Here is a 26,165-nt window from a genome sequence, read left to right on the forward strand (position 1 = left end):
AGCCTTTTTGGTTACTTTTGGGGCTCTTTTCCAAAAGTGACCCGCTGTAAAAGCGGAACCCATAGCAGCCGTTACCGCAGAAACGGATATGTACCCGGTCCAATCCAACATCCTGGTCGGCCCAGAGGCCGCCATCGGGGGCAAGCCCCCTCCCACACTTGGACCGAGGTGTATCAGGTGGGTAACCGTCGGTTGACAGGCCACCACGGGAGCCCCCCTCCCACATTGACCGAGTACATCCGCTACACCAGTACCTGCCGGGTACTCGCCATGTACGCGTGAATCTGCTTTTCAACCCGTGGATGAATCAATTCCACCGGCCGCCGGCCATTGGGGCACGGCAACGTCTTGGTAGTGCCGAACAGGCGACAGATCAGCGGGCGCTCGTCATACACGGTGCAGCCGTCAGGCCCCAGGTGCACGCAGTTGAGCTCATCCATGGCCGCTTCCTGCTCGGCAGCCGTCTTGCGCGGCAGGCGCGACATTTCTTCGGGCGACGTGGTGACCGGCCCACAGCAGTCGTGGCAACCGGGGACACACTCGAACGAAGGTATCTGTCGACGCAGCGCGCTGATTTTCTGACTGTTGCAACTCATCGAAACACATACCGAACGGCGAATAGGTGTGGATTCTGACTCAAAACGCACCGCGCAGACAGCTTCGCCCGACCGTTGTATCCTGCGTCAAATTTTTCAAACAGGGAGGCCCCCATGATCGTCAGCGCCCGGCACACCGCGTCCTACTACGCCGCCAGCAGCGTGCCGCACCCCGATTACCCGGCGTTGACGGGTGAGGTGCGTGCCGATGTCTGCGTGATTGGCGGGGGATATTCCGGGCTCAACACCGCCCTGGAGCTGGCCGAGCGCGGCTTCAGCGTCGTGCTGCTGGAGGCGCGCAAGATCGGTTGGGGCGCCAGTGGGCGTAACGGCGGGCAGCTGATTCGCGGCGTCGGCCATGGCCTTGACCAGTTCGCCAAGGTGATCGGCACCGACGGCGTGCGCCAGATGAAACTGATGGGCCTGGAAGCGGTGGAGATCGTACGCGAGCGCGTCGAGCGCTTCCAGATCCCCTGCGACCTGACCTGGGGCTACTGCGACCTCGCCAACAAGCCCCGCGACCTGCAGGGTCTCGCCGAAGACGCCGAAGAGCTGCGCAGCCTGGGTTATCGCCATCCAGTACGCCTGCTGCAAGCCGGCGAGATGGCCAGCGTGATCGGCTCCGACCGCTATGTGGGCGGGATGATCGACATGGGCTCCGGGCACCTGCACCCGCTGAACCTGGCCCTGGGCGAAGCCGCCGTTGCCCGGCAGTTGGGCGTGCAATTATTCGAGCAGTCCGAGGTGACGCGCATCGACTACGGCGCGCAGGTCAAGGTGCACACCGCCCTGGGCCAGGTACATGCCACGACGCTGGTGCTGGCCTGCAACGCCTACCTCAACGACCTCAACCCGCACTTGAGCGGCAAGATATTGCCCGCCGGCAGCTACATCATTGCTACCGAACCCTTGAGCGAAGCGCAAGCCGCCAGCCTGTTGCCGCAGAACATGGCGGTATGTGATCAGCGCGTAACGGTGGACTATTTCCGCCTGTCCGCCGATCGCCGCCTGTTGTTCGGTGGCGCCTGCCACTATTCCGGGCGCGACCCGCAAGACATTGGCGCGTATATGCGGCCAAAGATGCTGCACGTGTTCCCGCAATTGGCCAATGTGAAGATCGACTTCCAGTGGGGCGGCATGATCGGCATCGGCGCCAATCGGTTGCCGCAGATCGGACGCCTGGCGGATCAACCCAATGTGTATTACGCCCAGGCCTATGCAGGCCACGGCCTCAACGCCACACACCTGGCGGGCAGATTGCTGGCCGAAGCCATCAGCGGCCAGCAACAAGGGCGCTTCGATCTGTTCGCCCAGGTGCCGCACATGACCTTCCCTGGTGGTAAACACCTGCGCTCGCCGCTGCTGGCCCTGGGGATGCTCTGGCATCGCCTCAAGGAACTGGTCTGATCAATCGCGCCAGAAAGGCTTCAGGCCTTCATGGCGCGCCTGCTCTGCCGTCAGCCCCACGTCGCGCAATTGCTCTCGCGTCAGCGTGAGCAAGACCTTGCGTGTATGACGGCGGCGCCAGAACAGGCTCCAGCGGTTTTCGCCGGGCACAGAAGGCGCCCGCTCCTGCTCTGCTTCCAGTTCCTGGCTGTGTAACGCCAGCCGCACATCGCTCATGCCATTCATTTTGCCGTCCCTCGTTAGCGTGCTGCCTTGAGTGACTAGAATGAGCGCGCGCGCAAAACCCATACAGATTCAACCTCCCTTTATTAAATCCATACAGACACTGCCTATACATGGCTGAATCCTGTATTTTGCGCCTATCTGTACTGGTCTGTTGGGAGTGACCGCCGTGACCCTCTACGTCAACCTCGCCGAATTGCTGGGCACCCGCATCGAACAAGGCTTCTATCGCCCCGGCGACCGTCTGCCTTCCGTACGCGCATTGAGTGTGGAGCACGGGGTCAGCCTGAGCACCGTGCAGCAAGCCTATCGATTGCTGGAAGACAATGGCCTGGCGATGCCCAAGCCCAAGTCCGGCTATTTTGTGCCGGCGGGCCGTGAACTGCCGGCGCTGCCCGAGGTGGGACGCCCGGCCCAGCGACCGGTCGAGATTTCCCAGTGGGACCAGGTGCTGGAATTGATTCGTGCCGTGCCGCGCAAAGACACCATACAGTTGGGCCGGGGCATGCCAGATGTGTTGTCGCCCACTCTCAAACCGTTGCTTCGCAGCCTGGCCCGTGTCAGTCGCCGGCAGGATCTGCCCGGGCTGTATTACGACAACATTCTTGGCTGTATGGAGTTGCGCGAGCAAATTGCGCGACTGTCATTGGATTCCGGCTGCCAATTGACGGCCGAGGATATCGTCATCACCACCGGCTGCCACGAGGCGCTTTCCGCCAGCATCCACGCGATTTGCGAGCCCGGCGATATCGTTGCGGTGGATTCGCCAAGTTTCCACGGCGCCATGCAGACCCTCAAGGGCCTGGGCATGAAAGCCCTCGAGATCCCCACCGACCCGATCACCGGCATCAGTCTTGAAGCTCTGGAATTGGCGCTGGAACAGTGGCCGATCAAAGTCATCCAGCTCACTCCCAACTGCAACAACCCCTTGGGCTACATCATGCCGGAGGCGCGCAAACGCGCACTGCTGACCCTGGCCCAGCGCTTTGACGTGGCGATCATCGAAGACGATGTGTATGGCGAACTGGCCTACAGCTACCCGCGCCCGCGCACGATCAAATCCTTTGACGAAGACGGTCGTGTGCTGCTGTGCAGTTCGTTCTCCAAGACCCTGGCGCCTGGCCTGCGCATTGGCTGGGTCGCGCCGGGGCGCTACCTGGACCGGGTGCTGCACATGAAATACATCAGCACAGGCTCGACCGCTACCCAGCCGCAGATCGCGATTGCGGAATTTCTCAAAGGCGGCTATTTCGAACCGCATTTGCGCCGGATGCGCACGCAATACCAGCGTAATCGCGACCTGATGCTCGACTGGGTCAGCCGCTACTTCCCCGCCGGTACGCGCGCCAGCCGGCCGCAGGGCAGTTTTATGCTGTGGATAGAATTGCCGGAGGGCTTCGATACCCTCAAGCTCAACCGTGCGCTGATGGACCAGGGCGTCCAGGTGGCGGTAGGCAGCATCTTTTCTGCATCCGGCAAATACCGTAATTGCCTGCGTATGAACTACGCTGCCAAACCGACGCCGCAGATTGAAGAAGCGGTACGCAAAGTCGGTACCGCTGCGCACACCCTGCTAGCCGAAGCGGCAGACTGACCTTTTTCGAGCCATTGCCGTCATATGCCGACAAACGCCTGACCTGGATGCCGCTTCCTTGATGATTAAACGGCTTTTACCGCTTGCCCTGTTGGGAGCACTGGCACTGGGTGGCTGCGCGACAGCCTACACACCGCGCGTACCCAGTGATGCGCTGCCGGCGGCAGACTCCTCCTTCGGCCGTTCGATCCAGGCCCAGGCGGCACCGTATCAGGGCCGCTCCGGCTTTCGTCTGCTGCCCAACAGCAGCGAAGCCTTCATGGCCCGCGCCGAACTGATCCGCAACGCCCAGACCAGCCTCGACCTGCAGTACTACATTGTGCATGACGGTATCAGCACGCGCATGCTGGTGGATGAACTGCTCAAGGCCGCCGACCGCGGCGTGCGCGTGCGCATCCTGCTGGACGACACCACCAGCGACGGGCTCGACCAGATCATCGCGACGCTTGCCGCCCACCCCAACATCGACATTCGCCTGTTCAACCCGCTGCACCTGGGGCGTAGCACCGGGGTGACACGTGCCATGGGGCGCCTGTTCAACCTGTCGCTGCAACATCGGCGCATGCACAACAAACTGTGGCTGGCAGACAACAGCGTGGCGATCGTGGGCGGGCGCAACCTGGGGGATGAGTATTTCGATGCCGAACCCAACCTGAATTTCACCGATATCGACATGCTCAGTGTCGGGCCGGTGGCCGAGCAACTGGGTCACAGTTTCGATCAGTACTGGAACAGCGCGCTGAGCAAGCCTATCGATGAGTTTGTCGCGGACATGCCCTCCAAGGTCGACCTCGCTGTTGCGCGTGGGCGCCTGGAGGCCTCGCTGACCCAATCGCGTCAGCAGAACCACGCCTTGTATAACCGCCTGCGCACTTACCAGACCCAGCCGCGCATGGATATCTGGCGTCGCGAGTTGATCTGGGCCTGGAACCAGGCCCTGTGGGATGCCCCAAGCAAGGTGCTGGCCAAGGCCGACCCGGACCCGCAGTTGCTCCTCACCACGCAACTGGCGCCGGAGCTGGAGGGCGTCAGCCGTGAGCTGATCATGATTTCGGCGTACTTCGTTCCCGGGCCTCCCGGGCTGGTGTACCTGACGGGCCGCGCCGATGCGGGCGTGTCAGTGAACCTGCTGACCAATTCCCTCGAAGCCACTGATGTACCCGCCGTGCACGGCGGCTACGCGCCCTATCGCAAGGCGCTGCTGGAGCATGGCGTGAAACTCTATGAGCTGCGTCGACAACCTGGCGACCCCAGCGCAAGCAGCGGGCCGCACCTGTTTCGTCGCGGCAGCTTTCGCGGCTCCGACTCCAGCCTGCACAGCAAGGCGATGATTTTCGATCGGGAAAAATCGTTTATCGGCTCCTTCAATTTCGATCCGCGCTCGGTGCTGTGGAACACCGAGGTCGGCGTACTGGTGGACAGCCCGGAACTGGCGGAACACGTACGCAACCTGGCGCTGCAAGGGATGGCGCCAGCACTGAGCTACGAGGCGAAACTGCAGGATGGGCACATCGTGTGGGTAACGGAAGATAACGGCCAGTTGCACACCCTGACCCGGGAGCCCGGCAGTTGGTGGCGCCGGTTCAATGCCTGGTTCGCCACCAGTGTCGGCCTGGAGCGCATGCTCTAGAAATCAGGCATACCCCATGTGGGAGGGGGCAAGCCCCCTCCCACAGTTGCCCTGTGCTGTTTCCAGCAGGGTTACAGCTTGATCCAGGTCGCCTTCAGCTCAGTGTATTTGTCGAACGCGTGCAGCGATTTATCGCGACCGTTACCCGACTGCTTGAAGCCACCGAACGGAGCGGTCATGTCGCCGCCGTCGTACTGGTTGACCCACACGCTACCGGCACGCAGGGCCTTGGCAGTCAGGTGAGCCTTGGAAATGTCCGCCGTCCACACCGCCGCAGCCAGGCCATATTGGGTGTCATTGGCGATGGCGACAGCTTCTTCGGCGCTGTCGAACGTGATCACCGACAGTACCGGACCGAAGATTTCTTCCTGGGCAATTTTCATGGCGTTGGTCACACCGTCGAAAATGGTCGGTTCGACGTACGTGCCACCGGTTTCTTCCAGGGTGCGCTTGCCACCGGCGACCAGTTTGGCGCCGTCGGCATGCCCCGCTTCGATGTACGAGAGCACATTGTTCATCTGCTGGGTGTCCACCAGCGCACCCACGTTCGTGGCAGGGTCCAGCGGGTTACCGGGTTTCCAACCCTTGAGGGCCTCGATCACCAGCGGCAGGAAGGTGTCCTTGATCGAACGCTCCACCAACAGGCGCGAACCGGCGGTGCAGACTTCGCCCTGGTTGAAAGCGATGGCACTGGCTGCGGACGCGGCGGCGGTTTGCAGGTTCGGTGCATCGGCAAATACGATGTTCGGGCTCTTGCCGCCAGCTTCCAGCCATACGCGCTTCATGTTCGATTCGCCGGAGCGGATCAACAGTTGCTTGGCAATTTTGGTGGAGCCGGTAAACACCAGGGTATCCACGTCCATATGCACTGCCAGCGCGTTACCCACGGTGTGGCCGTAGCCCGGCAGCACGTTAAACACGCCTTTTGGAATGCCGGCCTCAACGGCCAGAGCGGCGATGCGGATGGCGGTCAACGGGGACTTTTCCGACGGTTTGAGAATCACCGAGTTACCGGTCGACAGCGCCGGGCCGAGTTTCCAGCACGCCATCATCAGCGGGAAGTTCCACGGTACGATCGCACCGACTACGCCGACGGGCTCACGGGTCACCAGACCCAGTTGATCATGGGGCGTGGCCGCCACTTCATCGTAGATCTTGTCGATTGCCTCGCCGCTCCAGCTCAAGGCATTGGCCGCGCCGGGGACGTCAATGTTCAGGGCGTCGCTGATCGGCTTGCCCATGTCCAGGGTTTCCAGCAGCGCCAGCTCTTCGGCATTGGCCTTGAGCAGCGCGGCGAAACGGATCATGACGGACTTGCGCTTGGCCGGTGCCAGGCGTGACCAGACCCCGGAATTGAATGTGGCACGGGCGTTTTCCACGGCACGCTGGGCGTCGGCGGCGTCACAGCTGGCCACAGTGGCGAGCAGACGGCCATCGACCGGACTGATGCATTCGAAGGTCTCACCGGAAGCGGCGGTGGTGTATTCGCCATTGATGTAAGCGCGGCCTTCGATTTTCAGGTCCTTGGCGCGTTGTTCCCAGTCGGCACGGGTCAGGGTGGTCATGCAAGTCTCCTCCTCTTATTGGATACAAGGGCCTGGAAAAGTGATCCCGGCGCCTCCACGAATGCTTGCCTGGCCAGCCTGCTGTTCGGCTCAAGGCACTTGCCACCCTAAACCAGCGGCTGGGGATGTTTCAATATATTTGACATAACGGCGGCAAACGCCCTTGCGATGTTCATTTTAATAAACATAGACTTTGGGCTCTCCAACTGCAGGCCAGACGGGATAAGCACATGAGCATCCAGGACATCGTCGATTTCAGCCAAGCCAATACCGCCCCCGACCGCTATCGCCCTGCCGCCGAGAAAATCCTCAAGGGCGACCCCGAACAGACGATCTACAACCACTACAACAGCCCATGCGGGCAAATGAACGCGGGCGTCTGGGAAGGCGAAATCGGGCAGTGGACAGTTAATTACACCGAGCATGAATACTGCGAGATCGTGCAGGGGGTTTCCGTACTGCGCGATGCCCAAGGGAATGCCAAAACCCTGCGCGCCGGCGACCGCTTTGTGATCCCGGCCGGCTTCAGCGGCACCTGGGAAGTGCTGCAAGCGTGCCGCAAGATCTACGTGGTGTTCGAACAGAAGGCCTGATCAGCGAATCACAGGCAAAAAAAAGCCCGTATCGTGAGATACGGGCTTTTTTTCACAAGGAAGGAAATCAATTACTTGATTTTGCCTTCTTTGTAGATCACGTGCTTGCGAACGCGCGGGTCGAACATTTTCTTTTCGAGCTTGTCCGGGGTAGTACGCTTGTTCTTGTCGGTAGTGTAGAAGTGACCAGTACCGGCGCTAGAGATCATTCGAATCAATTCACGCATGATAGAGCTCCTTAGATCTTGCCGGCGGCGCGGATTTCGGCCAGCACGACAGTGATGCCACGCTTGTCGATGATACGCATGCCTTTGGCAGATACACGCAGGCGAACAAAACGTTTCTCTTCTTCAACCCAGAAGCGGTGATGCTGCAGGTTCGGCAGGAAACGACGACGGGTTTTGTTATTTGCGTGGGAAATGTTATTCCCAGTCACCGGACCCTTACCGGTAACTTGACAGACTCTCGACATGCCTCAGCCCTCTAAAACCACATGCCCAACCCGGCATGGGTTGGCCGCTTAATCTCTCAGTCATTTGGCGCCAGGCGCCGCGTTTCTTTAGGGTCTTACCGGCTACACCTACAAGCGAAGGAACCGGGCCCCTAGAAAAGAGCGCTGCTTTATACCAGAAAGACCCAGGTGCAACAACAGCGAGTGTGTTTTTACCTGAGCAAATCTCGCCTATTGGCGCCTGAACCGTTGCCAGGAGGGGCCGCTGTAACAGCCGACCGCTCGTCGCACAGAATGATTTTCAGCGCCTGCAAGCACTCTGACCTGCACGTTGAAACGCGCTGAGGCGCCATCAAAACAGCATTTTGGCCAAAAGCACAGGCAAAAATAGGCTAGTCATTTAATCAACAGGCCACTACGGTAGGACTTTTCCAGACTGCACTCGCAGATGGGCCTTCGATCTGCACAGGAAACCGAATATGCGCCTCGCTGCCCTACCGCTGTTGCTAGCGCCCCTCTTTATCGCGCCGACGGCCGCTGCCGCCACCAATTTGAGCGTTTGCACCGAGGCCAGCCCCGAAGGGTTCGACGTGGTGCAGTACAACTCGCTGACCACCACCAACGCTTCGGCGGACGTGCTGATGAACCGCCTGGTGGACTACGACGCAACCGCCGGCAAGCTGGTGCCGAGCCTGGCAGACAGCTGGGATGTCTCCCCGGACGGCCTGACCTACACCTTCAAACTGCACCCGAACGTAAAATTCCATCGCACCGAGTATTTCACCCCGAGCCGCACCCTGACGGCCGAAGACGTGCGCTTCAGCTTCGAACGCATGCTCGACCCGGCCAACCCGTGGCACAAGATCGCCCAAAGCGGCTTTCCCCACGCGCAATCCCTGCAATTGCCGGCGCTGATCAAGAAGATCGATGCTCTTGACCCGCTGACCGTGCGCTTCACCCTTGATCACGCCGACTCCACATTTCTCGCAGCATTGAGCATGGGTTTTGCTTCGATCTATCCGGCCGAATATGCCGACAAATTGCTCAAGGCCGGCGCCCCCGAGAAGCTCAACAGCCAGCCCATTGGCACCGGCCCGTTTGTTTTCGTGCGTTTCCAGAAGGATGCGGTGGTGCGCTACAAGGCCAACCCAGACTACTTCGCCGGCAAACCGACGGTGGATAACCTGATCTTCGCCATCACGCCGGATGCCAATGTGCGCTTGCAGAAACTGCATCGCGACGAGTGCCAGATCGCCCTGTCGCCCAAGCCCCTGGATGTGGGCGAAGCTGAAAAAGACCCGGCCCTGAAGGTGGAAAAAACCGCCGCGTTCATGACTGCCTTCGTCGCCATCAACAGCCAGCACCCGCCACTGGACAAGCCCGAGGTACGCCAGGCGATCAACCTGGCCTTTGACAAAGGCAGCTACCTGAAGGCTGTATTCGAAGGCACCGCCGAAGCGGCCAATGGTGTTTATCCACCCAATACCTGGAGCTATGCCAAGGACTTGCCGGGTTATCCACAAGACCTCGCCAAAGCCAAGGCGCTGCTCAACCGCGCCGGCCTCAAGGACGGCTTCAAAACCACGCTCTGGACCCGCCCTACCGGCAGCTTGCTGAACCCCAACCCGAATCTTGGCGCTCAACTGCTGCAGGCCGATCTGGCCAAGGTCGGCATCCAGGCCGACATCCGCGTGATCGAGTGGGGCGAGTTGATTCGCCGCGCCAAAGCTGGCGAACACGACCTGCTCTTCATGGGCTGGGCCGGCGACAATGGCGACCCGGATAACTTCCTGACCCCGCAATTTTCCTGCGCAGCCGTCAAATCCGGTACCAACTTCGCCCGCTACTGCGACCCTGCGCTGGACAAGCTGATCAGCGCCGGCAAGACCACCAGCGAACAAGGCGTGCGCACCAAGCTCTACCAGCAGGCCCAGGCGCAGATCCAGCAGCAGGCCTTGTGGCTGCCCCTGGCACACCCCACAGCATTTGCCCTGACGCGCAAGAATATCGGTGGCTACCAGGTGAGCCCGTTTGGTCGCCAGGATTATTCCAAAGTCAGCGTCAAGCCTTAAGCTGCAAGCTGCAAGCCGACTTGTGGCTTGCAGCTCTAACCTTGCAGCTGCCTTCTACATCCATCCGTATTCCGCCATCGACAACGGATCACCATCGCCCACGATGATGTGGTCCAGCACCCGCACGTCCACCATTTCCAGGGCTTTTTGTAGAACCTTGGTCAATTTTCGATCAGCCGGGCTGGGGTCCACGCTTCCCGAAGGATGGTTGTGGCACAGGATCAACGCTGCCGCGTTGTACGCCAGCGCACGCTTGACCACTTGCCGGGGATAGACCAGAGCGGTATCGATGGTGCCTTCGCAGAGCGCCTCGAAACCCAGCACCCGATGCTTGGAGTCGAGAAACAGGCAGCCAAACACTTCGTGAGACTCATGACGCAGCAGCGCCTTGAGGTATTCGCGCACGGCCAGCGGGCTTTCCAGCACCGAATCGTTGCGCAGGCGCTCGGCCATGTGGCGCCGGGACATTTCCAGCACCGCCTGCAATTGGGCAAACTTCGCCGGCCCCAGGCCCAACTGCTGATTGAACAGCGCCTGGCTGGCTTCCAGCAGCGGGCGCAACCCACCGAATTGCGCCAACAGGTGGCGCGCCAGGTCCACGGCGCTCCTGCCGGATACGCCGGTGCGCAGGAAAATCGCCAGCAACTCGGCATCGGACAGACTGGCCGCGCCCCACTCCAACAGCTTCTCCCGCGGCCGCTCGGCAGCAGGCCAATTGCGAATACTCATCCCACCTCCTTTCCATGATGTACGCCGTATGCGCCGCTGTTGCCGGACGGACGCTGTGTTATCGTAGGCCCTCTTTTTTGCATGCGATTTCACCTGGGGAGGGGTCATCGCAGGCGTCACTGAACTGGCTTCACTGAACTGGAAAGGCAAACCAATGCAGCGTCTGTATCGGAAACGCATCGTTCTCGGCGTCGGCGGCGGCATTGCCGCCTACAAGAGCGCGGAACTGGTTCGCAGGCTCCTGGACCAAGGCGCCGAAGTGCGCGTGGTCATGACCCGTGGTGGCAGTGAGTTCATCACCCCGCTGACCATGCAGGCCTTGTCCGGCCACCCGGTTCACCTGGACCTGCTGGACCCGGCGGCCGAAGCCGCCATGGGCCATATCGAACTGGCCAAATGGGCCGACCTGGTGCTCATTGCACCGGCCACCGCCGACCTGATCGCGCGCCTGGCCCAGGGCATTGCCGATGACTTGCTGACCACCCTGGTACTGGCCACCGACGCCACCGTCGCCATTGCCCCGGCGATGAACCAGGCCATGTGGCGCGACCCGGCCACCCAGGCCAACACCCAACTCCTGCAAAGCCGTGGTCTCAAGGTCTTCGGCCCGGCGTCCGGCAGCCAGGCCTGTGGCGACGTCGGCATGGGCCGCATGCTCGAAGCCACTGACCTGGCGCTGTGTGCCGCCGAGTGCTTCCAGCACCTGGCTCTCACCGGTAAACACGTACTGATCACCGCGGGCCCGACCCAGGAAAACATCGACCCGGTGCGCTACATCACCAACCATAGCTCAGGAAAAATGGGCTTTGCCCTGGCTGAAGCAGCGGTTGAGGCAGGCGCACGTGTCACCCTGATCACTGGCCCGGTGCATTTACCGACGCCCGATCGTGTCACCCGAATCGACGTAGTCAGCGCCCGGGACATGTTGGCGGCCTGTGAAGCGGCCATTCCGTGCGACCTGTTCATCGCCTCGGCAGCGGTTGCGGACTACCGGCCGGAAGTCGTTGCACCGCAAAAGCTCAAGAAAGACCCTACAAGCGGCGATGGCCTGCTCCTGCAAATGGTGCGCAACCCTGACATTCTGGCCACCATCGCCACACGTGCGGATCGTCCGTTCAGCGTCGGCTTCGCCGCCGAGACCGAACATTTGCTGGACTACGCCGCGCGCAAATTGAAAGACAAAAACCTCGACCTGATCGTTGCCAATGATGTCGCCAACCCGAGCATCGGCTTCAACAGTGAGGAAAATGCCATCAGCGTGATCGACCGCGAGTTGCACGCCACCGTTTTCGCCCAGACCAGCAAGGGCAAGATTGCCCGTCAACTGATCTCTTTTATCGCCCAACGGCTGAACCAGGTTTAATGTCCATGCACGCTTTGCAAGCCAAGATCCTCGACCCACGCATCGGAAACGAATTCCCACTTCCGGCCTACGCCACCCCAGGTTCCGCCGGCCTGGACCTGCGCGCCATGCTCAAGCAGGACACGGTCCTCGAGCCAGGCCAGACGATCCTGATCCCCACCGGCCTGTCGATCTACGTCGGCGACCCGGGCCTGGCGGCCCTGATCCTGCCGCGCTCCGGCCTGGGCCACAAACACGGCATCGTGCTGGGCAATCTGGTGGGCCTGATCGACTCCGACTACCAGGGCGAATTGATGGTGTCGTGCTGGAACCGCGGCCAGACCGCATTCAATATCGCGGTCGGCGAGCGCATCGCCCAACTGGTGCTGGTGCCGGTGGTCCAGGCGCAGTTCGAACTGGTGCAGGAATTCGACGAAACCCAGCGTGGCGCAGGTGGTTTTGGGCATTCCGGCAGTCACTGACTAAGCTGAACAGGGCCGGGCGCAATTGCCCGGCCAGACGCCACCGCCCGGTTTTTCAGGATGAAGAATGCGCGTAAATTATCAGCGGATTTTATCAAATAAAATCAAGAAGTTACGCAAATATGAGCGCAAGGCCGAAGCGCCGATGGCACTTTTACACCACGAACTCTCTGCCGAAAACGTCGTCATACCCTTCAGTTTGAGCCTGCCGGCCAGCCACATCAGGCCAGCCTTGCCCCCTTTCAGATGGAGTTCCCCCCGCGATGAGTACTGCAGCCCGCGTAGCCCCGAGCTTTCCCGACAGCATCTTCCGAGCCTATGACATTCGTGGCGTGGTGCCCAAGACCCTGACCGCCGAAACCGCCTACTGGATCGGCCGCGCCATCGGTTCACAGAGCCTGGCCCAGGGCGAGCCGAATATTTCGGTAGGTCGTGACGGCCGCCTGTCCGGCCCGCAGCTTGTGGAGCAATTGATCCAGGGCCTGGCCGACAGCGGTTGCCATGTCAGCGACGTCGGCCTGGTGCCCACGCCTGCGCTGTATTACGCCGCCAACGTCCTGGCCGGCAAGTCCGGCGTGATGCTGACCGGTAGCCACAACCCGTCGGACTACAACGGCTTCAAAATTGTTATCGCCGGCGACACCCTTGCCAACGAACAGATCCAGGCTCTGCACACTCGCCTGAAAACCAACGACCTGAGCAGCGGCACTGGCAGTGTCACCAAGGTCGACATCCTGCAGCGCTACTCCGACGAAATCACCCGCGACGTCAAGCTCGCCCGCCGCCTCAAAGTGGTGGTGGATTGCGGCAACGGGGCGGCTGGCGTGATCGCTCCGCAATTGCTCGAAGCCCTCAATTGTGAAGTGATTCCCCTGTTCTGCGATGTTGACGGCAACTTCCCCAACCATCACCCGGACCCCGGCAAGCCTGAAAACCTGGTGGACCTGATCGCCAAGGTCAAGGAAGTGGGCGCCGACCTGGGCCTGGCCTTCGACGGCGACGGCGACCGCGTAGGCGTAGTGACCGAAACCGGCGAGATCGTGTTCCCGGACCGCCTGCTGATGCTGTTCGCCCGTGACGTGGTGGCGCGCAATGCCAACGCCGAAATCATCTTCGACGTGAAATGCACCCGTCGTCTCACGCCCCTGATCAAGGAATACGGCGGTCGCCCGTTAATGTGGAAGACCGGTCACTCGTTGATCAAAAAGAAAATGAAGGAAACCGGCGCCTTGCTGGCCGGCGAAATGAGCGGTCACGTGTTCTTCAAGGAACGCTGGTTCGGTTTTGACGATGGCATTTACAGCGCTGCGCGCCTGCTGGAGATCCTCAGCAAGGAAAAATCCACCGCGCAAGCGCTGTTTCAGACCTTCCCGAACGATATTTCTACGCCAGAGATCAATATCCATGTGACCGAGGAGAGCAAATTCAGCATCATTGACGCACTGCACGACGCGCAATGGGGTGAAGGCGCCAACCTGACCACCATTGATGGTGTGCGAGTCGATTACGCCAAAGGCTGGGGCCTGGTTCGCGCGTCCAACACCACGCCGGTGCTGGTGCTGCGCTTCGAGGCGGATACCGAGGCTGAGTTGCAGCGCATCAAGGACGTGTTCCACGTCCAGTTGAAACGTGTTGCCCCTGATCTCCAATTACCGTTCTGATTTTTTACCGGAGCCCTGAATGACCCTCGAACGCGAAGCCGCTGCCAACACCGCCAAGGTCCTGTCCGAAGCGTTGCCCTATATTCGACGCTACGTCGGCAAGACGCTGGTGATCAAGTACGGCGGCAATGCCATGGAAAGCGACGAGCTGAAAACCGGCTTTGCCCGCGACATCGTGCTGATGAAAGCCGTGGGGATCAACCCGGTTGTCGTCCACGGCGGTGGGCCGCAAATCGGTGACCTGCTCAAGCGTTTGTCGATCGAGAGTCATTTCATCGATGGCATGCGCGTCACTGACGCGCAGACCATGGACGTGGTGGAAATGGTGCTCGGTGGCCAGGTCAACAAGGACATCGTCAACCTGATCAACCGCCACGGCGGCAGCGCCATTGGCCTGACCGGCAAGGACGCGGAACTGATCCGCGCGAAAAAACTGACCGTGACGCGCCAGACACCGGAAATGACCCAGCCGGAAATCATCGACATCGGCCAGGTAGGTGAAGTGATCGGCATCAACACCGATTTGCTCAACCTGCTGGTCAAGGGTGACTTCATCCCGGTGATCGCGCCGATCGGCGTGGGCGCCAACGGTGAGTCCTACAACATCAACGCCGACCTGGTGGCCGGTAAAGTGGCAGAAGCGCTGAAAGCTGAAAAGCTGATGCTGCTGACCAACATCGCCGGCCTGATGGACAAGGAAGGCAAAGTACTCACCGGCCTGACTACGCAACAAGTCGACGAGCTGATCGCCGATGGCACCATCTATGGCGGCATGCTGCCGAAGATCCGCTGCGCGCTGGAAGCGGTGCAAGGTGGCGTCGGCAGCTCGCTGATCCTCGATGGCCGGGTTCCGAACGCGATCCTGCTGGAAATCTTCACCGATACGGGTGTAGGTACGCTGATCAGCAACCGCAAGCGTCAATGACGTGAAAATCTTACCTAGACCGTAGTTTTTCGTCGATTCCTTCGGCAACGCGCACCTGCGTACGAAACTTCCGAAGGAATCGACGAGATCTGCGGTCTTTTCAATGCGAGAGGGAAATGCCCTACCGCAATGATCGAATCATCCGACATCGTGCCGGCATGCATCTGCTTAGGATCTTCCTTAATTCCACAGGAGATCTTCCCCATGCAAAAAGTCCACACCCCCTACGGCAGCGACGTCTCGGCAGGCACTTATGAGTGCGCCGACTGCGGACGCCACTACAGCAATCAGTCGAAGACTTCACTCCCACCTTGTCCTGACTTCAAACCAGGCACGCACCTCCTGAAAGGCTGGCATATCCTCACCGGCCAAGGTGACGCCGTCGAAGATCCGTACCCGAACCAGCCTTCCCAATAACGGCGGAGACTGGACTATGGAGATCTCGTTCACCATCGATACCGATACTTTCCAGCGGGAACAGAGGGAGCCGGTCAAGAAAACCCTGAAAATTTCCGATAGCGAAATTGCAAGTGCCTTACAACGCATCGCCAAAGCAAGCCTGACCGAGTATTTGAAAATGCTGGTAGAGGGTGGCATGCCAAGTAGGGCAGATGAGGCGAAACAGGATCGCTTGCTGTATCTGATTCAAAGCTATTTCGGGCAGACTCTGCCCACTGAATCGCAGATTTCGACGATCTTTCAGCTGACCCAAAGCCAAAGCAAAACGTTGCTGAAAAACACGGTTTCACGCTTTCGTAATCAATTGGACGAGATCCTGCAGCACAGTATGCAAACTGTGATCGAGTCTGCAGAGCATGCACAGGCGGTGTATCTGGTGGTCATCAGCTCGGACGTCATCCGCGATGAGCTGAACATGCTCATTACGCAAAATGAGCCCACCTTCAAACCCATCACTAAACGCAAGGGCAGTGCCGGGCAATTCGAGATCAGCGAAGACTCACACGCGCTGTTGTGCCAAACGCTGGGCCTGAATGCCGTTGGGTGACATCGTCGCGGTCAGCGGCCTGCTGCTGACCCTGGCCACCTTCATGTTCAACTTGGCGTGGCCCAAAGTTCATGACGTGTTAGCGCTGGATGAGAGCCAATCAGGCGCGCAGGCCAGGAAACGTAGCAGGACTAAAGTCCTCAATATTTTGCTCGCCTGCGCCCTACCCATGACCAGTACTTTCATGGCGTTGTTTTACGTAAACCTGCCCACCGCCGTCCGCGTTATGAACAGCAGCAGACTGGACCTGTGGAACTTCGACGTGGATCGCACGTTGTACGTGCTGGTGGTCCTGGCATTGCTGGTGTTTGCGCTGTTCAACGCCTGGCTTGTCGTGCGATTGATCGATAAATGGCGGAAATTGGCTTAGCAACAAGTCGACGAACTGAGCGCCGATGGCCGGATTCCGAACGCGATCCTGCTGGAAATCTTCATCGATACGGGTGTGGGTACGCTGATCAGCAATCGCAAGCGTCCTTAAAAACGCTGAAAACAAATGTGGGAGGGGGCTTGCCCCCGATAGCGGCGTATCAGTTGGAGTATCCAGCACTGATGCACCGCTATCGGGGGCAAGCCCCCTCCCACATTACTTGCTGTATCAGACGCCGAACTGCTCGCGGTACGCCCGCACTGCCGGTAGATGCTGTTTAAGCTGCGGATCATCTTCCAGGAACTGCAACACCTGGTTCAACGACACAATGCTCACCACCGGAATGCCGAAATCACGCTCCACTTCCTGGATCGCCGACAACTCACCGTTGCCACGCTCCTGGCGGTTCAGCGCGATCAGCACACCGGCGGCCTTGGCGCCGTCCTGGGAGGCGATGATCTGCATCACTTCGCGGATCGCGGTGCCTGCGGTGATGACGTCGTCGATGATCAGCACATCGCCGGTCAACGGGGCGCCGACCAGGCTGCCACCTTCACCATGAGCCTTGGCTTCCTTGCGGTTGAAGCACCACGGCAAGTCCTGCCCATGATGTTCCGCCAGGGCCACCGCCGTCGCAGCGGCCAGGGGAATGCCCTTGTAGGCCGGACCAAAGAGCACGTCGAAGGAAATACCGCTTTCAACAATGGCTGCCGCGTAGAAACGCCCCAACTGAGCCAGGGCCGAGCCCGAGTTGAACAAGCCGGCATTGAAGAAATACGGGCTGGTGCGCCCGGACTTGAGGGTGAACTCACCGAAGCGCAAAACCCCGCGATCGATGGCAAAACGAATGAAATCGCGTTGATACGCCTGCATGAAAAAAGCCTCAGATACCACGGATTTAGCTAATTAGGTGGACGGCGTGTATCATACACGCACGCGATTTTTGGGGCCATTTATGCGGATCATCAGTGTGAACGTTAATGGTATTCAGGCTGCAGTCGAGCGTGGTTTGCTCAGTTGGCTGCAAGCACAGAATGCCGACGTCATCTGCCTGCAGGACACCCGTGCCTCCGCCTTTGAACTGGACGACCCAGCCTTCCAACTGGATGGCTACTTCCTTTATGCCTGCGATGCCGAAGTGCCCACCCAAGGTGGTGTGGCTTTGTACTCGCGGTTGCAACCCAAGGCGGTCATCAGCGGCCTCGGCTTCGAGACAGCCGACCGCTACGGGCGTTACCTGCAAGCCGATTTCGACAAGGTCAGCATCGCGACCTTGCTGCTTCCTTCGGGGCAGAACGGCGATGAAGACTTGAACCAGAAATTCAAGCTAATGGACGATTTCGCCCGTTATCTGGATAAACAGCGACGCAAACGTCGCGAGTACATTTATTGTGGCTCGCTGTACGTGGCGCAACAGAAGCTGGATATCAAGAACTGGCGCGACAGCCAGCAATCCCCGGGTTTCCTGGCGCCGGAACGGGCCTGGATGGACGAAATTGTCGGCAACATGGGTTATGTCGACGCGCTGCGCGAAGTCAGCCGTGAAGGCGACCAGTACAGCTGGTGGCCGGATAACGAACAGGCCGAAATGCTCAACCTGGGCTGGCGTTTCGACTACCAGCTGCTGACCCCGGGCCTGCGCCGGTTCGTACGCAGTGCACGCCTGCCGCGCCAGCCGCGCTTCTCGCAGCACGCGCCGCTGATCGTGGACTACGACTGGACATTGACCATCTGAGGTCATTCTCCAGACACAAAAAAACCGACAGCGATGTCGGTTTTTTTGTGGGCAACTGTTTACTTGACCAGGCGCCAGGTCCACGGATAACGGTAGGCAATGCCCTTATTCGCCTTGATACCGGCAATGATCGTCAGTATCAGCGCTCCAATCACCAGCACGGTCATCAACAAAAAGCCGATGACTACGAAGCCCAGCAACAGGCACACCAGCCAGGCGATCGCCACCGTGATCTGGAAGTTCAAGGCTTCCTTGCCCTGATCATCGATGAACGGGTCCACGTCCTTCTTGAACTGCCACAGGATCAACGGCCCCAACAAACTGCCGAAGGGGAACACCAACCCTGCAAACGCCGCGAAATGACACAACATCGCCAACTGGCGTACTTCCCCGGACGGTGTCGGAACCGGCAACTGGCTGTCATTCATGGCGCTTCTCCTGAGGACCGGCTTAGTCAGCCAGTGCGGCGTTTTGCAGTTCGAAAATTTCGGTCATGCCTTTCTGGGCCAGGGCCAGCATGGCGTTCAGCTCGGCCGGCTGGAATGGCGCGCCTTCGGCGGTGCCCTGCACTTCGATGAAGCCACCGGTGCTGGTCATGACAACGTTCAGGTCGGTCTCGGCGGCCGAGTCTTCCAGGTAGTCCAGGTCCAGCACAGGCTCGCCCTGGTACATGCCGACCGAGACGGCGGCGATCATTTGCTTGAGCGGGTCACCGCCTTTGAGGCCACCGCGCTTCTTGATCACTTTCAGTGCGTCGACCAGAGCCACCATGGCGCCGGTGATCGACGCGGTACGGGTGCCGCCATCGGCCTGGATCACATCACAGTCGACGTACAGGGTCACGTCGCCCAGCTTGGACATGTCCAGGGCAGCGCGCAGGGAACGACCGATCAGGCGCTGGATTTCCAGGGTACGCCCGCCTTGCTTGCCACGACTGGCTTCACGCTGGTTACGCTCGCCGGTGGCGCGCGGCAGCATGCCGTACTCGGCGGTCAACCAACCCTGGCCCTGGCCCTTGAGGAAGCGCGGCACGCCGTTCTCGACGCTGACGGTGCAGATCACCTTGGTCTCACCAAACTCGACCAGTACGGACCCCTCGGCGTGTTTGGTGTAGTTGCGGGTGATGCGGATCGAGCGGAGCTGATCGGCAGCGCGACCACTTGGACGTTTCATAGGGAATTCCTGTACTGAGGACGAAAAACTGCCGAGCATTATAGAGCCGCCAGCGGATTCGGGGCACTTCTAAAAATCCGGTTACGAATACGCGGTCCATCGCCCATTGTCTGGGCGCACCCGCCTCACTGCGCTACACTCCTGCGCCTTTGCAGCCTGTCGGCTCCCATTTCATCATCAGCCCGTATCTGCGGGACTGCATTGCGAGGTACCTCCATGGTGCACAGCATGACCGCCTTCGCCCGTGTCGAAAAAGCCGGCGCCCAAGGCACCCTCAGCTGGGAATTGCGCTCGGTCAACAGCCGTTACCTGGAGCCACATCTACGCCTGCCCGAGTCTTTCCGCGACCTCGAAGGCGCCGTACGTGAAGCGCTGCGCCAGGGCATTTCCCGCGGCAAGCTCGAATGCACCCTGCGCTTTACTGAAGAAACCACCGGCAAACCGCTGCAGGTTGACCGCGACCGCGCCGCGCAACTGGTCGCCGCCGCCGAAACCATTGCCGGCCTGATCAAGCAGCCCGCCGCACTGAACCCCCTGGAAGTCCTGGCCTGGCCCGGCGTGCTGGTGGCCGATGCCGCCGACCCGCAAGCCTTGAACGCCCAAGCGCTGGCACTCTTCACCCAGGGCCTGGACGAACTCAAGGCCGGCCGTGAACGCGAAGGCGCCGAACTGGCCCGCCTGATCAACGAGCGCCTGACGTCGATCGAGGCAGACGTCGTCACCCTGCGCGAACTCGTACCGCAGATGCTCGCCACCCAGCGCCAGAAGGTCCTGGACCGCTTCGCCGACATGAAGGCCGACCTCGACCCCGTGCGTCTGGAGCAGGAGATGGTGCTGCTGGCCCAGAAGAGCGACGTCGCCGAAGAGCTCGATCGCTTGAGCACCCACATCCTCGAAGTGCGCCGCGTGCTCAAGTCCGGCGGCGCCGCCGGTCGGCGCCTGGACTTCCTGATGCAGGAACTCAACCGCGAAGCCAATACACTGGGCTCCAAGGCGTTCGACCCGCGCAGCACCACGGCGGCGGTCAACCTCAAGGTGTTGATCGAGCAGATGCGCGAACAAGTACAGAATATTGAGTAAGGCAACCTCCATGACCCACAGCACCGGCACCCTTTACATCATTTCCGCCCCCTCGGGCGCGGGCAAGAGCAGCCTGGTCAAGGCCCTGACCGACGCTGACGAGCAGATCCGCATCTCGGTCTCCCACACCACCCGCGCCATGCGCCCGGGTGAGGTGAACGGCGTGCACTATCACTTCGTCGAGCGTACCGAGTTCGTCAGGATGATCGAACACGGTGACTTCCTGGAGCGCGCCGAAGTGTTCGGCAACCTCTACGGCACCTCGCAAAGCCACCTGCAACAGACGCTGGATGAAGGCCATGACCTGATTCTGGAAATCGACTGGCAGGGCGCCGAACAGGTACGCCAGCTGATGCCCAAGGCGCGCTCGATCTTCATCCTGCCGCCCTCGCTTGAAGCCTTGCACCAGCGCCTGACCAACCGCGGCCAGGACAGTGACGAGATCATCGAAGGTCGCATGCGTGAAGCCGTCAGCGAAATGAGCCACTACGTCGACTACGACTACCTGATCATCAATGACGATTTTGCCCACGCGCTGGACGATTTGAAGGCGATTTTCCGCGCCAATCAACTGCAGCAAAAGCGTCAACAGCAGCGTTTCGGCAAGTTACTCGCCGAACTGCTCGGCTGATTGGCCCTTCCCAAAATGGCTGCAAGGGCTTTACATTGGCACTTGTAGCGGTTTTGCGAGGGCCTGAGAAAAATCAGCGCTTCCCTAAACGCTGGTGATTTTTTAAACTGCTCAGTCCGCTCGCCCAACCGGGCAGCGCGCATCTTGCATTCGCTCCGAGGAATACCATGGCCCGCGTAACCGTTGAAGACTGCCTAGAACACGTGGATAACCGCTTTGAGCTGGTCATGCTCTCTACCAAGCGTGCCCGTCAACTGGCCACTGGCGGCAAAGAGCCCCTGGTCCAGTGGGAAAACGACAAGCCTACCGTTGTGGCCCTGCGTGAAATCGCTGAAGGCCTGATGAGCTACGAGTTCATCGCCAACGCTGAAATCGTTGAAGACGAACCGCTGTTTGCAGCGTTCGAGGACGAGTCCAACGAGGCCGTCTAAGCCTATGCCTGGTCGACGTAGCACGGCGCGGGGTCACAGCCTTCGGCAGGAGTTCACACTTTGCCGAGCATAGACGCCCTCGCCGATCGCTTATCGGCCTACCTCGGCCCCGACCAGGTCAACCTGGTCCGCCGAGCGTATTTCTACGCCGAACAAGCCCACGACGGCCAACGCCGTCGTAGCGGCGAGGCGTATGTCACCCATCCTCTTGCGGTGGCAAACATTCTTGCCGACATGCACATGGACCATCAGAGCCTGATGGCCGCGATGCTGCATGACGTGATCGAAGACACCGGCATCGCCAAGGAAGCGCTCAGCGCGCAATTTGGCGAAACCGTGGCCGAACTGGTCGATGGGGTCAGCAAACTGACCCAGATGAACTTCGAGACCAAGGCCGAAGCCCAGGCGGAAAACTTCCAGAAGATGGCCATGGCCATGGCCCGCGATATCCGCGTGATCCTGGTCAAGCTGGCCGACCGGCTGCACAACATGCGCACGCTGGAAGTGCTCTCCGGCGAAAAGCGCCGGCGCATCGCCAAGGAAACCCTGGAAATCTACGCGCCCATCGCCAACCGGCTGGGCATGCATGCCATTCGTATCGAGTTCGAAGACCTAGGCTTCAAGGCCATGCACCCGATGCGCTCGGCGCGCATCTTCCAGGCGGTCAAGCGCGCCCGGGGCAACCGCAAGGAAATCGTCAACAAGATCGAAGAGTCCCTGAGCCATTGCCTGGCGATCGACGAGATCGAGGGCGAAGTCAGCGGACGGCAGAAACACATCTACGGCATCTACAAGAAGATGCGCGGCAAGCGCCGGGCCTTCAACGAGATCATGGACGTCTATGCGTTCCGGATCATCGTCGACAAGGTCGACACCTGCTACCGCGTGCTGGGCGCTGTACATAATTTGTACAAACCCCTGCCGGGCCGCTTCAAGGATTACATCGCGATTCCCAAGGCCAACGGCTACCAGTCGCTGCATACCACGCTGTTCGGCATGCACGGCGTACCGATCGAGATCCAGATCCGCACCCGCGAAATGGAAGAGATGGCCAACAACGGCATCGCCGCCCACTGGCTGTACAAGTCCAGCGGCGATGAGCAGCCCAAGGGCACCCACGCCCGCGCCCGTCAGTGGGTCAAGGGCGTGCTGGAAATGCAGCAACGCGCCGGCAACTCCCTGGAGTTCATCGAAAGCGTGAAGATCGACCTGTTCCCGGACGAGGTCTACGTGTTCACGCCCAAGGGCCGGATCATGGAGCTGCCCAAGGGCTCCACGGCAGTCGACTTCGCCTACGCCGTGCACACTGACGTGGGTAACAGCTGCATCGCCTGTCGCATCAACCGCCGCCTGGCCCCGCTGTCGGAACCGCTGCAAAGCGGCTCCACGGTGGAGATCGTCAGTGCACCGGGCGCGCGGCCGAATCCGGCCTGGCTCAACTTCGTGGTTACCGGCAAGGCGCGCACGCATATCCGCCACGCCTTGAAACTGCAGCGCCGTTCCGAGTCCATCAGCCTGGGCGAACGCCTGCTGAACAAGGTGCTCAACGGTTTTGACAGTGCCCTGGACAAGATCCCGCAGGAGCGCGTGCAAGCGATGCTCCACGAGTACCGCCAGGAAACCATCGAAGACCTGCTCGAAGATATCGGCCTGGGCAACCGCATGGCCTACGTGGTCGCGCGCCGCCTGCTCGGCGAAGGCGAACAGTTGCCAAGCCCGGAAGGCCCACTGGCGATTCGCGGCACCGAGGGCCTGGTGCTCAGCTATGCCAAATGCTGCACGCCGATCCCGGGCGACCCGATTGTCGGCCACCTGTCGGCGGGCAAAGGCATGGTGGTGCACCTGGACAACTGCCGCAACATCACCGAAATCCGTCACAACCCGGAAAAATGCATCCAGCTTTCGTGGGCCAAGGATGTCACCGGCGAATTCAATGTCGAGCTGCGCGTGGAGCTGGAGCACCAGCGTGGCTTGATCGCCCTGCTGGCCAGCAGCGTCAACGCGGCCGACGGCAATATCGAGAAAATCAGCATGGACGAACGCGATGGGCGCATCAGCGTGGTCCAGCTGGTGGTCAGCGTGCACGACCGCGTGCACCTGGCTCGCGTGATCAAGAAGCTGCGCGCCTTGACCGGTGTGATCCGCATCACCCGCATGCGTGCATAACCGATCCATTACAAGGAGTCACTCATGACCAAGACAGTAATCACCAGCGACAAAGCCCCGGCCGCCATCGGTACTTATTCCCAGGCGATCAAGGCGGGCAACACCGTCTACATGTCCGGCCAGATCCCGCTGGACCCAAAGACCATGGAACTGGTGGAAGGCTTCGAAGCACAGACCGTACAGGTCTTCGAAAACCTCAAGTCCGTGGCTGAAGCGGCTGGCGGCTCCTTCAAGGACATCGTCAAGCTGAACATCTTCCTGACCGACCTGAGCCACTTCGCCAAGGTCAACGAGATCATGGGCAAGTACTTCGAACAGCCGTACCCAGCCCGCGCCGCCATCGGCGTTGCTGCCCTGCCAAAGGGCGCGCAGGTTGAAATGGACGCGATTCTGGTCATCGAGTAAAAACACCCGGCGCAGCTTCAATCGCTGCGCCGACTTCGTTTCAGAAGGATTTAGTCATGCGCAAAGCGCTTGTAGCCTCGTCGTTGCTCGCCCTGCTGCTCGGCGGCTGTGCCAGCAACCCTGCCAATCTGGATGTCAGCGGGACCTGGATCAACCAGGCCGCCATCGATGCGGCAGCCAAGGGCGGCCCTTTGCGCGAAGCCTTGCAGACCTTTGGCCCGAACCTGGAATGGGAGGTCAACACCAAGGCCTTGCAGGCACGCTACTACAACGGTTTTGAAGTAGCGGAAGGCAAGTTGCAGACGGACAAGCCAGGCGCCTGGAGCGTGGACTTCTACGGCAGCGCTGCCACCGAGCTCAAGCGCAGGGGCAAAAAGCTGCTGCAAGTGGCCAACGACAATGAGCCTGAGCAACTGTTCATGCGCCCCAAGGATCCGGCTCCGGAGGGCGCGCCACTGGGCGCCAACTTCGAGCGGGCGCTCTATGCGGCCTACATGGGCGGGGACTGGAAGATCACCGACGGGGTCGGCAATGGCGCCACCGTACAGTTCCAGGCTGACGGCAAGATTGTCGGCCTGCCTGGGGTGGACCGCTACTCCCTGTGCCTGGCGGGCGATTGCGCCTCGATGAGCGGCGGTTATGACAGCATCTGGCTGCAATTGAATGGCGTGGGCAATCCGTGGATCTTTGCGCGCAAGGGCAAGCAACTGGAGATTTTCCAGGCGATCAACACGGCGCAAGCGGATGAAGTGCCTCAGTTCACCCAAGGCCCTCGCCAATGGCTGCTTGAAAAGCAATAACCGACCGGGCAAGCAGCTAAATGTGGGAGGGGGCTTGCCCCCTCCCACATTCCAGACGGTGTTTCAACCCTTGAGGATGGCTGCATAGCCTTCCCGGTAAGTCGGATAGGTCGGTGCCCACCCCAGCGCCTTGGCCCGCGCATTACTGCATTGCTTGCTGCCGGCACGCCGCACACTGGCGTCCTCGGACCACTCTGTCACCCCCAGATACTCACGCAACCAACCCACCACTTCGGCCAATGGTGCGGGCGCGTCGTCGACACCGATATAGACCTTGTCCAGCGAACCGCCCTGCTCCACATGACGCAGCAAAAACGCCAGCAAGCCCGCCGCGTCATCCGCGTGAATCCGGTTGCCATATAAAGGCGGGTCAATCGCCACGCGGTAGCCCTGGCGAACCTGGGTCAACAGCCACTCGCGGCCCGGGCCGTAAATGCCGGTCAATCGCACCACGCTCGCCGGGATGCCGCTGTTGAGCGCAACCTGCTCGGCCTCGAGCATGACCTGGCCGGAATAACCTTTGGCCTGGGTTTCAGAGGTTTCGTCGACCCACTCGCCATTCTGCTGTCCATACACACTGCTGCTGGACACGAACAGCAGGTGCCTGGGCGCCTGACCGTAATCCTGCAGCCACTCCAGCACATGCTTCAAACCCTGCACATACGCCGCGCGATAGCCGGCCTCGTCGTGGTCGGTGGCTGCGGCGCAGTACACCAGGTAATCCACCCCGCCGATCGGCCAGGTCTCGGGGCAGTCTTTATTGAACAGGTCGCCGGCGATGCCGATCACGCCCTCGGGAAGACGTGAAATATCGCGGCGCAGGCCATGCACCTCCCATCCTCCGGCCAGCAATTGGCTAGCCAGCCGACTACCCACATCGCCGCAACCGGCAATCACAACAGAAGGCGCAGACATCATAAAACTCCATTCTCAAAGGCGCAGATTAGCCGCGCGAGAGGATCAACGGCCAGTAAAAAGCGAAATAAAGTAACAGTGCCACTTTAGTTAACAAGAATTACTTGCAATAATAACCACCCATTTGTCCTCGGCCCGCAGGGGTCTGGCAGGACGATCACCCATTATCTTCTCTCAGGTCCGG

General features: G+C 60.3%; 28 protein-coding genes and 2 pseudogenes. 20 read left to right on the plus strand and 10 right to left on the minus strand.

The window, feature by feature from the left end; genetic code table 11:
* Positions 1–242: 242 nt before the first annotated feature.
* Positions 243–596, minus strand: coding sequence for a YkgJ family cysteine cluster protein (locus BFQ04_RS25855; RefSeq protein ID WP_065953227.1), 354 nt, complete (start codon positions 594–596; stop codon positions 243–245).
* A gap of 114 nt (positions 597–710) precedes the next feature.
* Here BFQ04_RS25855 and BFQ04_RS25860 point away from each other — a divergent pair, with 114 nt between their 5' ends.
* Positions 711–2,003, plus strand: a complete 1,293-nt coding sequence (locus tag BFQ04_RS25860) for an NAD(P)/FAD-dependent oxidoreductase (protein ID WP_065953228.1) — start codon at positions 711–713, stop codon at positions 2,001–2,003.
* On the opposite strand, the gene BFQ04_RS25865 is transcribed toward BFQ04_RS25860, so the two are convergent.
* Positions 2,004–2,228: a DUF1127 domain-containing protein gene (locus tag BFQ04_RS25865; protein ID WP_065953229.1), complete on the minus strand. Its 225-nt coding sequence runs from the start codon at positions 2,226–2,228 to the stop codon at positions 2,004–2,006. It abuts the gene before it with no gap.
* Positions 2,229–2,394: 166 nt separating this feature from the next.
* Here BFQ04_RS25865 and BFQ04_RS25870 point away from each other — a divergent pair, with 166 nt between their 5' ends.
* Positions 2,395–3,819: an aminotransferase-like domain-containing protein gene (locus BFQ04_RS25870; RefSeq protein WP_065953230.1), complete on the plus strand. Its 1,425-nt coding sequence runs from the start codon at positions 2,395–2,397 to the stop codon at positions 3,817–3,819.
* 61 nt (positions 3,820–3,880) lie between these two features.
* The gene (locus BFQ04_RS25875; RefSeq protein WP_065953231.1) at positions 3,881–5,449 is read left to right on the plus strand and encodes a phospholipase D family protein; all 1,569 of its coding nucleotides are present in this window, start codon (positions 3,881–3,883) and stop codon (positions 5,447–5,449) included.
* Positions 5,450–5,520: 71 nt separating this feature from the next.
* On the opposite strand, the gene BFQ04_RS25880 is transcribed toward BFQ04_RS25875, so the two are convergent.
* Complete coding sequence (locus tag BFQ04_RS25880) at positions 5,521–7,014, minus strand: aldehyde dehydrogenase (RefSeq protein ID WP_065953232.1); 1,494 nt, start codon at positions 7,012–7,014, stop codon at positions 5,521–5,523.
* A gap of 230 nt (positions 7,015–7,244) precedes the next feature.
* Between BFQ04_RS25880 and BFQ04_RS25885 the strand changes: the two genes are divergently transcribed.
* Positions 7,245–7,607 (plus strand): cupin domain-containing protein, encoded by a 363-nt coding sequence (locus BFQ04_RS25885; protein ID WP_065953233.1) that lies wholly within the window; start codon positions 7,245–7,247, stop codon positions 7,605–7,607.
* Between the two features lie 71 nt (positions 7,608–7,678).
* On the opposite strand, the gene rpmG is transcribed toward BFQ04_RS25885, so the two are convergent.
* Together rpmG and rpmB are read right to left on the minus strand one after the other, a co-directional pair.
* Entirely contained in the window at positions 7,679–7,834 is a 156-nt protein-coding gene (gene rpmG / locus BFQ04_RS25890) for a 50S ribosomal protein L33 (RefSeq protein WP_003176906.1), read from the minus strand.
* Between the two features lie 11 nt (positions 7,835–7,845).
* The gene (gene rpmB, locus BFQ04_RS25895) at positions 7,846–8,079 is read right to left on the minus strand and encodes a 50S ribosomal protein L28 (protein WP_003176907.1); all 234 of its coding nucleotides are present in this window, start codon (positions 8,077–8,079) and stop codon (positions 7,846–7,848) included.
* A 458-nt stretch (positions 8,080–8,537) separates the two neighbouring features.
* On the opposite strand from rpmB, the gene BFQ04_RS25900 reads away from it, so the two are divergent.
* Entirely contained in the window at positions 8,538–10,130 is a 1,593-nt protein-coding gene (locus BFQ04_RS25900; RefSeq protein WP_065953234.1) for an ABC transporter substrate-binding protein, read from the plus strand.
* A gap of 54 nt (positions 10,131–10,184) precedes the next feature.
* Here BFQ04_RS25900 and radC read toward each other — a convergent pair whose 3' ends face one another.
* Positions 10,185–10,859: a RadC family protein gene (radC, locus tag BFQ04_RS25905; RefSeq protein WP_065886945.1), complete on the minus strand. Its 675-nt coding sequence runs from the start codon at positions 10,857–10,859 to the stop codon at positions 10,185–10,187.
* 154 nt (positions 10,860–11,013) lie between these two features.
* Here radC and coaBC point away from each other — a divergent pair, with 154 nt between their 5' ends.
* From coaBC to BFQ04_RS30595, 8 genes and pseudogenes are all read left to right on the plus strand, one after another.
* Positions 11,014–12,222 carry a bifunctional phosphopantothenoylcysteine decarboxylase/phosphopantothenate--cysteine ligase CoaBC gene (gene coaBC, locus BFQ04_RS25910; protein ID WP_010207499.1) on the plus strand — a complete coding sequence of 403 codons (1,209 nt, stop codon included), beginning with the start codon at positions 11,014–11,016 and terminating at the stop codon, positions 12,220–12,222.
* A gap of 5 nt (positions 12,223–12,227) precedes the next feature.
* A complete protein-coding gene (dut, locus tag BFQ04_RS25915) occupies positions 12,228–12,683 on the plus strand; it encodes a dUTP diphosphatase (RefSeq protein ID WP_065953428.1) in 456 nt (151 codons plus the stop codon).
* 257 nt (positions 12,684–12,940) lie between these two features.
* Positions 12,941–14,344: pseudogene (locus tag BFQ04_RS25920) on the plus strand (phosphomannomutase/phosphoglucomutase); the annotation flags it as partial.
* Between the two features lie 19 nt (positions 14,345–14,363).
* The gene (gene argB, locus BFQ04_RS25925; protein ID WP_065953236.1) at positions 14,364–15,269 is read left to right on the plus strand and encodes an acetylglutamate kinase; all 906 of its coding nucleotides are present in this window, start codon (positions 14,364–14,366) and stop codon (positions 15,267–15,269) included.
* Positions 15,270–15,473: 204 nt separating this feature from the next.
* Positions 15,474–15,686 (plus strand): hypothetical protein, encoded by a 213-nt coding sequence (locus BFQ04_RS25930; protein WP_065953237.1) that lies wholly within the window; start codon positions 15,474–15,476, stop codon positions 15,684–15,686.
* A 16-nt stretch (positions 15,687–15,702) separates the two neighbouring features.
* A complete protein-coding gene (locus tag BFQ04_RS25935) occupies positions 15,703–16,275 on the plus strand; it encodes a hypothetical protein (protein ID WP_065953238.1) in 573 nt (190 codons plus the stop codon).
* Positions 16,262–16,645 (plus strand): hypothetical protein, encoded by a 384-nt coding sequence (locus BFQ04_RS25940; RefSeq protein ID WP_065953239.1) that lies wholly within the window; start codon positions 16,262–16,264, stop codon positions 16,643–16,645. The genes BFQ04_RS25935 and BFQ04_RS25940 overlap by 14 nt, the downstream gene beginning before the upstream one ends.
* A gap of 24 nt (positions 16,646–16,669) precedes the next feature.
* A pseudogene (locus BFQ04_RS30595) lies at positions 16,670–16,756 on the plus strand (hypothetical protein); the annotation flags it as partial.
* A 117-nt stretch (positions 16,757–16,873) separates the two neighbouring features.
* Here BFQ04_RS30595 and pyrE read toward each other — a convergent pair.
* On the minus strand, positions 16,874–17,518 hold the full coding sequence (gene pyrE / locus BFQ04_RS25945; RefSeq protein ID WP_003195489.1) for an orotate phosphoribosyltransferase: 645 nt from the start codon (positions 17,516–17,518) through the stop codon (positions 16,874–16,876).
* Between the two features lie 82 nt (positions 17,519–17,600).
* Between pyrE and BFQ04_RS25950 the strand changes: the two genes are divergently transcribed.
* Positions 17,601–18,380 carry an exodeoxyribonuclease III gene (locus BFQ04_RS25950; RefSeq protein WP_003195493.1) on the plus strand — a complete coding sequence of 260 codons (780 nt, stop codon included), beginning with the start codon at positions 17,601–17,603 and terminating at the stop codon, positions 18,378–18,380.
* Between the two features lie 59 nt (positions 18,381–18,439).
* Here BFQ04_RS25950 and BFQ04_RS25955 read toward each other — a convergent pair whose 3' ends face one another.
* Positions 18,440–18,808, minus strand: coding sequence for a DUF4870 domain-containing protein (locus BFQ04_RS25955; protein ID WP_065953240.1), 369 nt, complete (start codon positions 18,806–18,808; stop codon positions 18,440–18,442).
* 22 nt (positions 18,809–18,830) lie between these two features.
* The gene (gene rph, locus BFQ04_RS25960) at positions 18,831–19,553 is read right to left on the minus strand and encodes a ribonuclease PH (RefSeq protein WP_065953241.1); all 723 of its coding nucleotides are present in this window, start codon (positions 19,551–19,553) and stop codon (positions 18,831–18,833) included.
* Between the two features lie 216 nt (positions 19,554–19,769).
* Here rph and BFQ04_RS25965 point away from each other — a divergent pair, with 216 nt between their 5' ends.
* From BFQ04_RS25965 to BFQ04_RS25990, 6 genes are all read left to right on the plus strand, one after another.
* Positions 19,770–20,633, plus strand: coding sequence for a YicC/YloC family endoribonuclease (locus BFQ04_RS25965; RefSeq protein WP_065953242.1), 864 nt, complete (start codon positions 19,770–19,772; stop codon positions 20,631–20,633).
* Between the two features lie 10 nt (positions 20,634–20,643).
* Positions 20,644–21,264, plus strand: a complete 621-nt coding sequence (gmk, locus tag BFQ04_RS25970) for a guanylate kinase (protein ID WP_057006353.1) — start codon at positions 20,644–20,646, stop codon at positions 21,262–21,264.
* Positions 21,265–21,431: 167 nt separating this feature from the next.
* A complete protein-coding gene (gene rpoZ, locus BFQ04_RS25975) occupies positions 21,432–21,695 on the plus strand; it encodes a DNA-directed RNA polymerase subunit omega (protein WP_003176920.1) in 264 nt (87 codons plus the stop codon).
* 60 nt (positions 21,696–21,755) lie between these two features.
* Entirely contained in the window at positions 21,756–23,861 is a 2,106-nt protein-coding gene (spoT, locus tag BFQ04_RS25980; protein WP_065953243.1) for a bifunctional GTP diphosphokinase/guanosine-3',5'-bis pyrophosphate 3'-pyrophosphohydrolase, read from the plus strand.
* 24 nt (positions 23,862–23,885) lie between these two features.
* Entirely contained in the window at positions 23,886–24,266 is a 381-nt protein-coding gene (locus BFQ04_RS25985; RefSeq protein ID WP_003176922.1) for a RidA family protein, read from the plus strand.
* Between the two features lie 56 nt (positions 24,267–24,322).
* The gene (locus BFQ04_RS25990; protein WP_065953244.1) at positions 24,323–25,066 is read left to right on the plus strand and encodes a hypothetical protein; all 744 of its coding nucleotides are present in this window, start codon (positions 24,323–24,325) and stop codon (positions 25,064–25,066) included.
* A gap of 63 nt (positions 25,067–25,129) precedes the next feature.
* Here the strand turns inward: BFQ04_RS25990 and BFQ04_RS25995 are convergent, their stop codons facing one another.
* Entirely contained in the window at positions 25,130–25,981 is an 852-nt protein-coding gene (locus BFQ04_RS25995; protein WP_065953245.1) for an SDR family oxidoreductase, read from the minus strand.
* Positions 25,982–26,165 lie beyond the last annotated feature (184 nt).

It is taken from the genome of Pseudomonas sp. 37 R 15 (assembly GCF_900004865.1).
Lineage (GTDB): Bacteria > Pseudomonadota > Gammaproteobacteria > Pseudomonadales > Pseudomonadaceae > Aquipseudomonas > Aquipseudomonas fluorescens_AM.

What these genes read in the sequence shown, in the direction of transcription:
- BFQ04_RS25880 (WP_065953232.1), bottom strand. Translation starts at nt 7,014, where the DNA reads ATGACCACCCTGACCCGTGCCGACTGGGAACAACGCGCCAAGGACCTG.
- dut (WP_065953428.1), top strand. Translation starts at nt 12,228, where the DNA reads ATGCACGCTTTGCAAGCCAAGATCCTCGACCCACGCATCGGAAACGAA.
- rpoZ (WP_003176920.1), top strand. Translation starts at nt 21,432, where the DNA reads ATGGCCCGCGTAACCGTTGAAGACTGCCTAGAACACGTGGATAACCGC.
- gmk (WP_057006353.1), top strand. Translation starts at nt 20,644, where the DNA reads ATGACCCACAGCACCGGCACCCTTTACATCATTTCCGCCCCCTCGGGC.
- BFQ04_RS25990 (WP_065953244.1), top strand. Translation starts at nt 24,323, where the DNA reads ATGCGCAAAGCGCTTGTAGCCTCGTCGTTGCTCGCCCTGCTGCTCGGC.
- coaBC (WP_010207499.1), top strand. Translation starts at nt 11,014, where the DNA reads ATGCAGCGTCTGTATCGGAAACGCATCGTTCTCGGCGTCGGCGGCGGC.
- BFQ04_RS25875 (WP_065953231.1), top strand. Translation starts at nt 3,881, where the DNA reads ATGATTAAACGGCTTTTACCGCTTGCCCTGTTGGGAGCACTGGCACTG.
- BFQ04_RS25865 (WP_065953229.1), bottom strand. Translation starts at nt 2,228, where the DNA reads ATGAATGGCATGAGCGATGTGCGGCTGGCGTTACACAGCCAGGAACTG.
- BFQ04_RS25965 (WP_065953242.1), top strand. Translation starts at nt 19,770, where the DNA reads ATGGTGCACAGCATGACCGCCTTCGCCCGTGTCGAAAAAGCCGGCGCC.
- pyrE (WP_003195489.1), bottom strand. Translation starts at nt 17,518, where the DNA reads ATGCAGGCGTATCAACGCGATTTCATTCGTTTTGCCATCGATCGCGGG.
- BFQ04_RS25860 (WP_065953228.1), top strand. Translation starts at nt 711, where the DNA reads ATGATCGTCAGCGCCCGGCACACCGCGTCCTACTACGCCGCCAGCAGC.
- rpmB (WP_003176907.1), bottom strand. Translation starts at nt 8,079, where the DNA reads ATGTCGAGAGTCTGTCAAGTTACCGGTAAGGGTCCGGTGACTGGGAAT.
- BFQ04_RS25995 (WP_065953245.1), bottom strand. Translation starts at nt 25,981, where the DNA reads ATGTCTGCGCCTTCTGTTGTGATTGCCGGTTGCGGCGATGTGGGTAGT.
- BFQ04_RS25935 (WP_065953238.1), top strand. Translation starts at nt 15,703, where the DNA reads ATGGAGATCTCGTTCACCATCGATACCGATACTTTCCAGCGGGAACAG.
- BFQ04_RS25950 (WP_003195493.1), top strand. Translation starts at nt 17,601, where the DNA reads ATGCGGATCATCAGTGTGAACGTTAATGGTATTCAGGCTGCAGTCGAG.
- argB (WP_065953236.1), top strand. Translation starts at nt 14,364, where the DNA reads ATGACCCTCGAACGCGAAGCCGCTGCCAACACCGCCAAGGTCCTGTCC.
- BFQ04_RS25885 (WP_065953233.1), top strand. Translation starts at nt 7,245, where the DNA reads ATGAGCATCCAGGACATCGTCGATTTCAGCCAAGCCAATACCGCCCCC.
- radC (WP_065886945.1), bottom strand. Translation starts at nt 10,859, where the DNA reads ATGAGTATTCGCAATTGGCCTGCTGCCGAGCGGCCGCGGGAGAAGCTG.
- BFQ04_RS25930 (WP_065953237.1), top strand. Translation starts at nt 15,474, where the DNA reads ATGCAAAAAGTCCACACCCCCTACGGCAGCGACGTCTCGGCAGGCACT.
- BFQ04_RS25900 (WP_065953234.1), top strand. Translation starts at nt 8,538, where the DNA reads ATGCGCCTCGCTGCCCTACCGCTGTTGCTAGCGCCCCTCTTTATCGCG.
- BFQ04_RS25940 (WP_065953239.1), top strand. Translation starts at nt 16,262, where the DNA reads ATGCCGTTGGGTGACATCGTCGCGGTCAGCGGCCTGCTGCTGACCCTG.
- BFQ04_RS25985 (WP_003176922.1), top strand. Translation starts at nt 23,886, where the DNA reads ATGACCAAGACAGTAATCACCAGCGACAAAGCCCCGGCCGCCATCGGT.
- BFQ04_RS25955 (WP_065953240.1), bottom strand. Translation starts at nt 18,808, where the DNA reads ATGAATGACAGCCAGTTGCCGGTTCCGACACCGTCCGGGGAAGTACGC.
- rph (WP_065953241.1), bottom strand. Translation starts at nt 19,553, where the DNA reads ATGAAACGTCCAAGTGGTCGCGCTGCCGATCAGCTCCGCTCGATCCGC.
- BFQ04_RS25855 (WP_065953227.1), bottom strand. Translation starts at nt 596, where the DNA reads ATGAGTTGCAACAGTCAGAAAATCAGCGCGCTGCGTCGACAGATACCT.
- rpmG (WP_003176906.1), bottom strand. Translation starts at nt 7,834, where the DNA reads ATGCGTGAATTGATTCGAATGATCTCTAGCGCCGGTACTGGTCACTTC.